This is a genomic window from Streptomyces spiramenti (assembly GCF_012034385.1).
In the GTDB taxonomy this organism is placed as follows: Bacteria; Actinomycetota; Actinomycetes; order Streptomycetales; family Streptomycetaceae; genus Streptomyces; species Streptomyces spiramenti.
Map to the genome: position 1 here is coordinate 1 of NZ_JAAVJB010000169.1, position 11,726 is coordinate 11,726.

Sequence of the window (11,726 nt, forward strand, 5' to 3'; positions counted from 1 at the left end):
GCACTGCGCCGCGCCGCGCCGGTGCGCGCGCACCGGGCAGGCGCTCAGCTCCGTCGTGAACCCGTGCCGGCCGCGGGGGCGTGCGCCGGCTGGCAGGTGGGGCACCAAAAGAGGTTGCGGCCGAGCATCTCTGCCGTGCGCACCGGCGTGCCGCAGATCAGGCAGGTGCGGTGGGCGCGCCGGTAGACGTAGACCTCACCGCCGTGGCCGTCGACCCGGGGTTCGCGGTTCATCGCCTCGGGGGTGTGCTCGGGCCGCACCGTGTCGATGCGTCTTGCGGCGACCCCGGCGGCCATCAGCTCGGTGAGGTCCTGCCACATCTCGTCCCAGGTCTCCCGGGGCAGCAGCTTGGCCGGCAGGTAGGGGTCCACGCCGTGGCGGAACAGCACCTCCGCGCGGTAGATGTTGCCCACCCCGGCGATGATCTTCTGGTCGAGGAGCAGCGCACCCACCGCCACCGAGCTGCGGGTGAGCCGCTCGTAGGCGACGGCGGGGTCGCCGTCCTCCCGCAGCGGGTCGGGGCCCAGCCGCTGGTGAAGCTGCTGCTTCTCGCCCCGGGTGATCAGTTCGCAGGTGTTGGGGCCGCGCAGGTCCGCGTAGTGACCCTCGTCGGTCAGTCGCAGCCGTACCTGACCGCGCGGCGGCGGGGCCTCGCCGTCGCGGACGGTGAACTTGCCGTAGAGCCCGAGGTGGATGTGGACCCAGCGGGTACCGGCGGGCCCCGGGCCCGCCACCCCGGGGCGCGCCGCGTCGAAGCCGAGGAAGAGGTGCTTGCCGTGGGCCTCGGTCCCGGTCATGCGGTGGCCGTCCACCAGGGCGGCGCTGTCGGCGAAGCGGCCCTGGGGGCTCGACGCCGACACCACCGCGTCGCCGAACCGCGCGTGCAGGTCGGCGGCGAGCCGGTGGATCGTGTGTCCCTCGGGCATCAGCCCTGCGGGTGATGGGCGGGAACGGGCGGCAGCACGCCGTCGTTCTCGTAGGCGGTCAGCATGTCGATGCGGCGGGTGTGCCGCTCCTCGTCGGAGTAGGCGGTGGCGAGGAACGCGGCGACGAGGGCGGTCGCCTCGTCCGTGCTGTGCATGCGGGCGCCGACGGCGACGACGTTGGCGTTGTTGTGCTGGCGGCCCAGGCGGGCGGTCTCCTCGCTCCAGGCGAGGGCGCAGCGCACGCCGCGGACCTTGTTGGCGGCGATGGCCTCGCCGTTGCCGGAGCCGCCGATGACGACGCCGAGCGCCTCGGGGTCGGCGGCGGTGCGCTCGGCGGCACGCAGGCAGAACGGCGGGTAGTCGTCGACTGCGTCGTAGATGTGCGGGCCGCAGTCGACGGGCTCGTGACCGTTTCGGGTCAGCCAGTCCGCCAGGTGGTTCTTGAATTCGTAGCCGGCGTGGTCGGAGCCGAGATAGACGCGCATGGCAACGAGTCTGACACGACCGCCCGCCCGGTCCGGCCCCGGGCATCGGCCGGGGCGGGCGGGTCGGGCGGTCGTGGTCGGGCCGGTCGGGCCGGTCGGGCCGGTCCGGTACGGACGACCGGCTCCGGCGTGCGCCCGTCGGTCGGCCGGGGCGGGCCGGTACTGCAGCCGGTCAGCTCTCGCGGCGGCCGAGCAGCTTCCAGACGGCGGGCACGGCGCCCATGGCGAGCGCGGCCTTGAGTGCGTCACCGATGAGGAACGGGATGAGACCGGCGGCCATCGCCTCGGTGGCGGACATGCCGGTGGAGAGCGCCAGGTAGGGGACGCCGACCGCGTAGATGGAGAGGCTGCCGGCGGCCATGGTGCCGGCGGTGCGCAGTGGTGTGCGGTCACCGCCGCGGCGCGCGAGGGAGCCGACGACCAGCGCGGCGACCAGGAAGCCGAGGACGTAGCCGAGGCTGGGGAAGGCGTAGCCGGCGGTGCCGTCGGTGAACCACGGCATGCCTGCCATGCCGACGGCCAGGTAGAGCAGCATGGAGAGCAGGGCCCGCATGGGGCCGAACGCGAGGGCGACCAGCAGGACCGCGAACGTCTGACCGGTGACCGGGACGGGCGATCCGGGCACGGGCAGCGCGACCTGTGCGGCGACGCCGGTGAGAACGGCACCGCCCATGACGAGGGCGATGTCACGGACACGGGCGCTCGGGACGGAACGGGCCGGCAGCAGGTCCGCGAGGACCGCGCCCGGCCGGGTGGCGACAGCGGCTGTACTCATACGTGTCTCCTGGCTCGGTAGGACGGGAATACCCACTAAAGCAGGCAGTCGTACGAGTGGTCTTCAGCGAGCGGTGACAAGAGACCGGGCCCGGATTCATAGGGTCGGCTGTTGCCCTGACACGGTGTTCACCCTCCGTCCGGCGGCCGTGGGGTCGCGCCGTGCTCGGAGATCATTACTGTTAGCCTTCCGGGGCAAGCGATACGCATAAAAGGCACGCTGCGCATGAACGCCGTCGAAGGGTTACCGACATGGCTGTCTACTCTCTCCCTGAGCTCCCCTATGACTACGTGGCGCTCGAGCCCGTCATCAGCGGCGAGATCATCGAGCTGCACCACGACAAGCACCACGCCGCTTATGTGAAGGGCGCCAACGACACCCTTGAGCAGCTCGAGGAGGCGCGCGCCACCGACACCTGGGGCAACATCAACGGCCTGGAGAAGAACCTCGCGTTCCACCTCTCCGGCCATATCCTGCACTCGATTTACTGGCAGAACATGACCGGTGACGGCGGCGGCGAGCCGCTGGAGAAGGACGGCACCGGAGAGCTGGCCGACGCGATCGCCGAGTCCTTCGGTTCGTTCGCGCGATTCAAGGCCCAGCTGTCCAAGGCCTCCGCCACCACCCAGGGCTCCGGCTGGGGTGTGCTGGCGTTCGAGCCCGTCAGCGGTCGCCTGGTCGTCGAGCAGGTCTACGACCACCAGGGCAACGTCGGTCAGGGCTCGGTCCCGATCCTGGTCTTCGACGCCTGGGAGCACGCCTTCTACCTGCAGTACCGCAACCAGAAGGTCGACTTCGTCGAGGCGATGTGGCGCGTGGTGAACTGGCAGGACGTCGCTGCCCGTTACACCGCCGCCAAGCAGCGCGCGAACACCCTGCTGCTGGCGCCGTGACCCGCGCCGGCCCCGCCCCCGGGAGGGTGGCGCGGGCCGGGCGCGCGGAGCGGTGTGCGAAAGGGGCCCGGTGGGCCGCCCGTGAGGGCGCGTCACCGGGCCCCTTCGCGTGGCCGCGCCCCGGGTGTGCCGGCGCGGCCGGTGAGCGGGCGGGCCCCTGCGTGCGGTCGGGCACGGGCCGGGGCGTTCAGTCGAACCGGGGGCCCTCGGTCCGGGTGCGCTTCAGCTCGTAGAACCCGGGGGTCGCCGCCACCAGCAGGGTGCCGTCCCACAGCCGGGCGGCGGCCTCGCCGCGGGGCGCGGGGGTGACGACGGGTCCGAAGAAGGCGACCCGGTCGCCGTCGGGGCCGGGGACGGCGATGACCGGGGTGCCGACGTCCTGGCCGACCAGGTCGATGCCGGCGTTGTGGGAGGCGCGCAGCGCCTCGTCGTGCTCCTGGCTGTCGGCGGCGCCGGCGAGCTCGGCCGGGAGTCCGGCGTCCGCGAGGGCGCCGGTGACGGCCTTGGCGAAGTCCTTCTCGCCACCCGGGTGGATGCGGGTGCCGATGGCGGTGTAGTAGCGCGCGAGCGCCTCCTGGCCGTGGGCCCGGTCGACGGCGACGGCGACCCGGACGGGGCCCCAGCCGTCGGCCATGAGGGTGCGGTACTTCTCGGACAGCTCCTCGCGGTCCTCGTTGAGGATCGAGAGGCTCATGACATTCCAGCGGACCTTCACCGGACGGACCTTCTCCACCTCCAGCATCCAGCGGGAGGTCATCCACGCCCACGGGCACATGGGGTCGAACCAGAAGTCTGCGGTCACGGGGGTGGTGCGCTCGGACATGCGGGGCCCTCCTCGGGCGGACGGTGACGGTGACGTCGGGACGACGGTCGCGTCGGGTGGACAACGTACGGGCCAACAGGTCGGGGCGCGTCGTCATTCCGCCCCTCGGGGGCGCGCCTGTGAACCCGGAGCCGCACGGGGCGGGTCGCGGGCCGTACCGTGTGTCCTGATCCGGCCGCCGCCCGCCGGGCCCGTCCCGCACGACCGTACGCCGCGGGGCCCGGGCGGTGGCACCTGCCTAGACGAGGGAGCCGATCCGTGCCAGGAGAGAACCTGACCCGCGAGGAGGCACGTGAGCGTGCCCGCCTGCTGACGGTTCACGGGTACCAGGTCTCGCTGGACCTGCGCTCGGCGACCGAGCCGGCGCCGGCCTCCGGCCCGCGGACCTTCCGTTCCACGACGACCATCCGCTTCTCCTGCGCGGAGCCGGGCGCGGACAGCTTCGCCGATCTGATCGCCCCGCACGTCCACTCGGTCACCCTCAACGGCGAACCGCTCAACGCGGACCGCGTCTTCGACGGCGCCAGGGTGCGGCTGCCGTCGCTGGCGGAGGAGAACGAGCTGGTGGTCGACGCCCGCTGCGCCTACAGCCGGACCGGGGAGGGGATGCACCACTTCACCGACCCGGAGGACGGCGAGGTCTACCTCTACACGCAGTACGAGCCCGCCGACGCCCGCCGGGTCTTCGCCACCTTCGAGCAGCCGGACCTGAAGGCCCCGTTCGACTTCTCCGTGACGGCCCCCTCCCACTGGACGGTGCTGTCGAACGGCGCCGAGACCGGCCGGCGGGAGCTGGCGGACGGTTCCGGCGCGACGCGGACGTTCGCAACGACACGGCCGATCTCCACCTACATCACCACGGTGCTGGCCGGCCCGTACCACCACGAGACGGACCACTGGTCCCGCGAGCTGCCCGACGGTTCGACGCTGGAGGTGCCGCTGGGCGCGCTGTGCCGCAAGGGGCTGGCACCGCACTTCGACGCGGCGGAGATCTTCGACACCACCAAGCGCGGCCTGGACTTCTTCCACGACCACTTCGGCTTCCCCTACCCGTTCGGCAAGTACGACCAGGCGTTCGTGCCGGAGTACAACCTCGGCGCCATGGAGAACCCGGGGTGCGTGACCTTCACGGAGGAGTACGTCTTCCGGGGGCGCACCACCGACGCCGCGTACCAGGGCCGAGCCAACACGCTGCTCCACGAGATGGCGCACATGTGGTTCGGCGACCTCGTCACCATGGAGTGGTGGGACGACCTGTGGCTGAAGGAGTCGTTCGCCGACTTCATGGGGGCGTTCTCACTGGTGGAGTGCACCCGGTTCAGCAGCGGGTGGATCACCTTCGCGAACCGCCGCAAGGCGTGGGCGTACCGTGCGGACCAGTTGCCGTCGACCCACCCGGTCACCGCGGACATCCGGGACCTGGAGGACGCCAAGCTGAACTTCGACGGCATCACCTACGCCAAGGGCGCCTCGGTGCTGAAGCAGCTGGTGGCGTACGTGGGCCGGGACGCGTTCCTGGAGGGCGCGCGGCGCTACTTCCAGCGCCACGCGTGGGGCAACACCACCCTGGGCGACCTGCTGTCGGTGCTGGAGGAGGTCTCGGGGCGCGACATGGCGGGCTGGGCGAAGTCCTGGCTCCAGACCTCCGGGGTCAACACGCTCACCCCGCAGCTGGTGTGCGACGCCGAGGGCCGGGTGACGGAGCTGTCGGTGCTCCAGGAGCCGCCGGTTCCGGCCGAGCGGGCGCTGCCGGCGGCCCGCGGCGAGGAGCTGCGCCCCCACCGGGTCGCCATCGGCCTCTACCGGCGCGACCCCGCCGACGGGGCGCTGCGCCGGTACGCGCAGTGCGAGACGGACCTCTCCGGGGTGCGCAGCGCGGTGCCGGAGCTGGCGGGCGCCGAGCGGCCGGACCTGGTGCTGGTGAACGACGAGGACCTGACGTTCTGCAAGACGCGGTTCGACGAGCGGTCGCTGGCCACGCTGCGCGACCACCTCGGCGACATCGAGGACCCGCTGGCGCGGGCGCTGTGCTGGTCGGCGGTGTGGAACCTGACGCGTGACGGGTTGATGCCGGCGACCGACTTCCTCACGCTGGTCCGGCGGTTCGCCGGACGCGAGTCGGAGATCGGGGTGCTCCAGATGGTGCACGCCTGGGCGGAGTCGGCGCTGCACCACCACGGCTCGCCCGACCGGCGGCGGACTGCCGCGGCGGAGTTGGCGCAGTCGGCGCTGACGGAACTGCGCCAGGCGGAGCCGGGCAGCGACCAGCAGCTGGCCTGGGCGCGGTTCCTCGCCCGGGTGGCGTCGGCCCCGGCCGAGCTCCAGCTGCTGATCTCGCTGCTCGACGGGTCGGGCGAGGTTCCGGGCCTGGCCGTGGACCAGGAGCTGCGGTGGCGGTTCCTGCTGACGCTGGCCTCGGCGGGGCGGGTCGACGCGGGCAGGTTGGACGAGGAGCTGGCGCGCGACAGCACCGCCTCCGGCGCCCGGCACCACACCCGCGCGCTCACCGCGCGGCCGGACGCCGAGGTGAAGGCCCGCGCGTGGCAGGCGGCGGTGGAGGGCGACACCCTCTCCAACGCGCTGCTGGAGGCGACGATCGAGGGGTTCGCCCGGCCGGGCCAGGCGAAGCTCCAGGCTCCCTACGCCCGGCGGTACTTCGAGGTGATCGGCCGGGTGTGGGCCGAGCGGTCGATCGAGACCGGCATGTCCGTGGTGCGGGGGTTGTTCCCGGACGCGCAGGGTCGTCCGGCGCTGGATGCCGCCGACGCCTGGCTGGACGGCAATCCGGAGGCACCGCCGGCGCTGCGGCGCCTGGTGCTGGAGGCCCGGGACGACCTGGCTCGCGGGCTGCGCGGCCAGGAGCGTGACGCCGTCGGCCTCTGAGCGGCGCGTCCGGGGCACCGAGGCGGAGTCGTGGGCGGGCGCGGACGGCGACGCGGAGAAGGCGACGCGGGGAGGGCGTCGGGAGGGCGCGGGTCCCCGTGCCGGCAGCCCCTGGTGTCCGGTGTGTCCTCGGCGCCCCACCCTCGACACTTGAGCCCTGTTGTGTCCCGGTTCCTCGACAGCCGTGTAACGGAGGTGACGGACCGTGCAGCAATGGGCATCACCGAGCCATGACTCACGACGCTTCGCTCTCGCACCGTCCGCACCGGCTGCCCGCCGACGCCTGGCACCGGGTCATGACGCTGCGGGAACTGCACGCGCACGGGGTGGGAGCCGACGAGGCCCGGAGGCGCAGCGCGCCCGGCGGTGACTGGCAGGAGCCCGCCCCGGGGGTGTTCCTGCTGCACGACGCCGCGCCGCGAGGGGAGGAACTCCTCTTGGCGGCGCGGCGGTACGCGGAGGCCGAGTGCGGCACCGACGACGGTGAGCCCGCGGCGCTGCTGACGGGGATGTCGGCGCTGGCCCTCTACGGGTTCCGGTCGGCGCCGCGCGCCGCGCTCCTGGACCGCGCCGACCTGCTGGTCCCTCGTTCCGCACGGCTGACGGCGACGGGGCGGATCGGCGTCACCCGTTGCGGTCGGCTGCCGCGGCCGGTGACGGTCGACGGCTTCGCGCTGGCACCGCCGACGTGGGCGGTCGCCGACGCGGTCGCGCCGCCGACGGACCCCGCGGTGGTCCGTGAGGTGCTGGTGGAGGCGGTCACCAGCGGTCGGTGCGACGCCGCCGCGGTGGTGCGGGAGTTGGGGCGGGCCCGGTTGCGGGCGCTGCCGCACGTGGACGCGGCGATCGGGGCGATGGTGGCGGCGGGGCGACGGGTGGCTGAGGACCGGCTGCTGGCGCTGGTGCGGGACGGCGGGCTGCCGGACCCGCTGTGGAACGTCCGGCTGCGGCTGCCGGGCGGGCCGCAGCTGGGATCGGTCGACGCCTACTGGCCGGACCACGCGGTCGCGGTGCGGCTCGACACCAGGACCGCGCGACGTGACGCCGCGGTGGAGCGGGTGGCGCGGGAGCGGCGGGAGACGCTGGAGCGGCTCGGGGTGGCGGTGGTGACGATGACGCCGCGACAGGTCGCCGAGGAGCCGGGGTTGCGTGCCTCGATGGTGCGGACCGCGCTGCTCGCGGCGACGACCCGGCCGCCCGCCGCGTACGTGACGGTGCTGCCGCGCTGAACGGTCGGCGGCGGGGGCGGCGGCACCCCGCCGGGGCCTGGACGGACCTCGCGTCCGGGGGGGGCGCACCGCCCGGGGCGGGGTGCGCCGGGGCGCGCGACTTCGCGTTCCAAGATCGATACCGCCCGACCCGGGGTCCCTATCGCCCGAGTTAGGGAGGGAAAAGCGCGCGCGTCGTCATCTCATTCTTACAACATTCCCTCAACCGGCCCCACTCGTGGACCATTTCCGTATGCTTACCGGCCATCCCCACCCGGATAGCGAACAAGGATGGCCATGACCCGAACAGCCCCGTTCATATCCTCCACACCACCGGGCGTGAGACGCATATCCCGAGCAGCCCTGGCGGTCGGCGTCGTCGCCGCCGTCGCAGCGGGTGGCGTCAGCCCTGCCTTCGCGGCCGAGGAGACCAGCCCCCTCGCCGTCCCGGACAAGCCGTTCGAGCAGCTCGACGACAAGTTCGGAGCCGAGGACGCCACGCGTCTGGCGGAGGCGAAGACCGCGGGCGAGGAGCACGTCACCGTGCTCATCGCCACGGAGCCCGGTGAGACCGCCGGCGTCGTCGCGGAACTGGAGGCCGTCGAGGGCGCCTCCGTCGGTTTCCACGAGGACAGCATCGGCTATGTACGGGCGACCCTCCCCACCGGATCGGCCGAATCCGCCATCGAGTCGGCCACCAAGAACTCCGCCGTCCACGCCGTCGACCTCAACGAGGAGATCCTTCTCCCCGATCCCAAGGTCGACACCGCCGGTTCGCAGACCGCGCGGACCAACTCCACCTACCCGGGGCCCGACGCCTCCACCCCGGCGAAGAACCCGTACAACCCCTCCCACGAGATCGGCGCCGTCGACTTCGTGAAGAAGAACCCGCGCGCCGACGGCCGCGGGATCACCATCGGTGTCATCGACACCGGCGTCGACCTGATGCACCCCGCGCTCCAGGAGACCACCACCGGCGAGCGGAAGGTCGTGGACTCGGTCACCGCGACCGACCCGATCGTCGACAACGACCGCACCTGGCGGCCGATGGTCACCGAGGTCTCCGGCCCGTCCTTCCAGTTCGACGGCCGCACCTACACCGCGCCCGAGGGCGACTACCTGGTCGCGCTGTTCGAGGAGTCCGCCACCCGCGGCGGCGAGATGAACGGCGACCTGGACCGCGACGGCCGCACCGACGGCAGCTGGGCGCTGCTGTACGACGCGGAGGCCGGCACCGTCACCGTCGACCTCGACGACGACGGCGACTTCACCAACGACAAGGTGATGAAGCCCTACAAGGAGAACTTCGACTTCGGGCTGTTCGGTGAGGACAACCCCGACACCCCCGTGGCCGAGGCCATCCCGTTCGTGGTGGAGATCCGCGAGGACGTCCCCATGGACCCCTACGGCGGTGACTGGATCGGCGAGACCGCCGACTTCGTCAACATCGGCATCGTCTCCGGCGCCCACGGCACCCACGTCGCCGGTATCACCGCGGCGAACGGACTGTTCGGCGGCAAGATGAACGGCGCCGCCCCCGGTGCCAAGGTCGTCTCCTCCCGCGCCTGCGTCTTCGGCGGCGGCTGCACCGCGACCGCACTGACCGAAGGCATGATCGACCTCGTCGTCAACCGCGGCGTCGACATCGTCAACATGTCGATCGGCGGCCTGCCCGCGCTGAACGACGGCAACAACGCCCGCGCCCGCCTGTACGCCGAGCTGATCGACACCTACGGCGTCCAGCTCGTCATCTCCGCCGGCAACAGCGGCCCCGGCGCCAACACCGTCGGCGACCCGTCCGTCGCCGACAAGGTCATCAGCGTCGGCGCCTCGGTCTCCAAAGAGACCTGGGCCGCCAACTACGGTTCCGTGGTCGAGAACCCGCACGCGCTCTTCCCGTTCTCCTCGCGCGGCCCCCGCTCCGACGGCGGCTTCAAGCCCGACATCGTCGGCCCCGGCGCCGCCGTGAACACCATCCCGACCTGGCAGGCCGGCTCCGGCGTGCCCGACGCCGGCTACACGCTGCCCGCCGGGTACGGCATGCTCAACGGCACCTCGATGTCCGCCCCGCAGGTCGCCGGCGCCTCCGCGCTGCTGCTCTCCGCGGGCAAGCAGTGGGGCATCAAGGTCACCCCGTCCAAGCTGCGCGCCGCCCTCCTCGGCAGCGCCAAGCCGGTCAAGGGCCTCCAGGCGTACCAGCAGGGCTCCGGCCTCATGGACACCGTCGCCGCCTGGCGCCACATCGTCCTGCCGACCGAGCCGTACCGGTACGACGTGAAGGCGCCCGTCAGCCACGCGCTGTCCGAGTTCCTGGCCACCCCGCACACCGGCACCGGCATCTACGACCGTGAGACCGGCCCCGCGGTGGGCAAGAGCAAGACCTACGACGTCACCTTCACCCGCACCTCCGGCCCCAAGCACCCGGTGCTCCACCAGGTGAAGCTGGAGCAGAACGTCGACAAGACGTTCCGCCTCCGGGGCCTCGGTGTCGTGCTGATGCCGCTGAACAAGCCGGTGACCGTCAAGGTCGAGGCCCGTCCGGGTGCCACCGGCATCCACAGCGCCATCGTGTCGGTGCACGACTTCCGCACCCTGGGCTCCAGCCACCGCGCGCTGGCCACCGTCGTCGTCCCGGAGGAGCTGTCCTCCCCCGGCTACGCCCACACCGCCGAGGGCAACGTCCCCCGCAACAACCCCGAGTCGCACTTCGTGCGGGTCCCCGAGGGCGCCGAGTCCTTCGAGATCCGGATCAGCGACCTCGCCGACAACAGCCAGACCCGCTGGCTGACCATCAGCCCGTGGGGCATGCCGATGGACGAGCAGGCGGTGTTCTCCTGCTACAACAACTTCTCCGACCCGCGGAACACCTGCCGCCCCGACCTGCGCTCGTACGCCGACCCGATGCCGGGCGTCTACGAGCTGGCCGTGGACGCGCGCCGCACCTCCCCGACCGCCGCCAACCCCTACACGCTGACCGCCACGGCGCTCGGCGCCTCCTTCGACCCGGCGGTGCAGACCGTCGAGGAGGCCACCGCGGGTGAGCCCGTGGCCGTGGAGTGGGACGTCACCAACGGCTTCGCCGACATCACCGGCACCCTCGCCGGCGGTGAGCTCGGTTCCGCCAAGTCCGACCGCCCGTCCATCGCGGACAACGAGCGGGTGACCATCAGCACCGTCGAGATCGGTGCCGGCGTCTCCACGTTCGAGGCGGTCATCGGCGCCCCGTCCGACGCCGCCGCCGACCTGGACCTGTACGTCTACCGCGACGGTGCGCTGGTCGGTTCCGGCGCCACGGGCGGCTCGGAGGAGCGGGTGCGGCTCGCCGCACCGGCGCCCGGCACGTACACCGTCGAGGTGCACGCCTACTCGACGCCGGCCGGCGCCACCGAGTACGACTACCGGGACGTGTTCTACAGCCCGGAGCTCGGCACCGTCACCGTCGACGAGGACGCCGTCGTCGAGCTCCCCGGCGGCGGCACCGTGACCGTCGGGGCCGAGGTCACCGCCGGCTCGGGAGCCCCCGAGGGCCGCGAGTTCTTCGGCGAGGTCCGCCTCCTGAACGAGCGCGGCACCGCCACCGGTACCGGCAACGTCCGCATCCTGTCGGTCACCGGCTGACCGTCGCACCACCCGCCGCCGCGCGAGCGGCGGTGAGCCTCCCACCCGTCGCACCGGCCGTGTGCCGGTGCTACGGGTCGGGGGGCGCACGACTCGGGGGCGGGCGCTGCGGCGC

General features: G+C 72.7%; 8 protein-coding genes. 4 read left to right on the forward strand and 4 right to left on the reverse strand.

Annotated features, from left to right (window positions below):
• Nucleotides 1–44: 44 nt before the first annotated feature.
• The 3 genes from HCJ92_RS17755 to HCJ92_RS17765 form a co-directional block, all read right to left on the reverse strand.
• Nucleotides 45–926, reverse strand: a complete 882-nt coding sequence (locus tag HCJ92_RS17755; protein WP_167934599.1) for an Fpg/Nei family DNA glycosylase — start codon at nt 924–926, stop codon at nt 45–47.
• On the reverse strand, nt 926–1,411 hold the full coding sequence (locus HCJ92_RS17760) for a ribose-5-phosphate isomerase (protein ID WP_167934600.1): 486 nt from the start codon (nt 1,409–1,411) through the stop codon (nt 926–928). Before HCJ92_RS17760 ends, HCJ92_RS17755 begins: the two co-directional genes overlap by 1 nt.
• A gap of 172 nt (nt 1,412–1,583) precedes the next feature.
• Nucleotides 1,584–2,186 carry a biotin transporter BioY gene (locus HCJ92_RS17765; RefSeq protein ID WP_167934601.1) on the reverse strand — a complete coding sequence of 201 codons (603 nt, stop codon included), beginning with the start codon at nt 2,184–2,186 and terminating at the stop codon, nt 1,584–1,586.
• A 251-nt stretch (nt 2,187–2,437) separates the two neighbouring features.
• Here HCJ92_RS17765 and HCJ92_RS17770 point away from each other — a divergent pair, with 251 nt between their 5' ends.
• Nucleotides 2,438–3,079 carry a superoxide dismutase gene (locus tag HCJ92_RS17770; RefSeq protein WP_167934602.1) on the forward strand — a complete coding sequence of 214 codons (642 nt, stop codon included), beginning with the start codon at nt 2,438–2,440 and terminating at the stop codon, nt 3,077–3,079.
• A gap of 187 nt (nt 3,080–3,266) precedes the next feature.
• Here HCJ92_RS17770 and HCJ92_RS17775 read toward each other — a convergent pair whose 3' ends face one another.
• The gene (locus HCJ92_RS17775; RefSeq protein WP_167934603.1) at nt 3,267–3,902 is read right to left on the reverse strand and encodes a mycothiol-dependent nitroreductase Rv2466c family protein; all 636 of its coding nucleotides are present in this window, start codon (nt 3,900–3,902) and stop codon (nt 3,267–3,269) included.
• A 258-nt stretch (nt 3,903–4,160) separates the two neighbouring features.
• Between HCJ92_RS17775 and pepN the strand changes: the two genes are divergently transcribed.
• The 3 genes from pepN (at nt 4,161) to HCJ92_RS17790 (ending at nt 11,611) form a co-directional block, all read left to right on the forward strand.
• Nucleotides 4,161–6,785, forward strand: a complete 2,625-nt coding sequence (gene pepN / locus HCJ92_RS17780; RefSeq protein ID WP_167934604.1) for an aminopeptidase N — start codon at nt 4,161–4,163, stop codon at nt 6,783–6,785.
• Nucleotides 6,786–7,015: 230 nt separating this feature from the next.
• Entirely contained in the window at nt 7,016–8,014 is a 999-nt protein-coding gene (locus HCJ92_RS17785; RefSeq protein ID WP_167934605.1) for a hypothetical protein, read from the forward strand.
• 270 nt (nt 8,015–8,284) lie between these two features.
• Nucleotides 8,285–11,611: a S8 family serine peptidase gene (locus HCJ92_RS17790; protein ID WP_167934606.1), complete on the forward strand. Its 3,327-nt coding sequence runs from the start codon at nt 8,285–8,287 to the stop codon at nt 11,609–11,611.
• Nucleotides 11,612–11,726 lie beyond the last annotated feature (115 nt).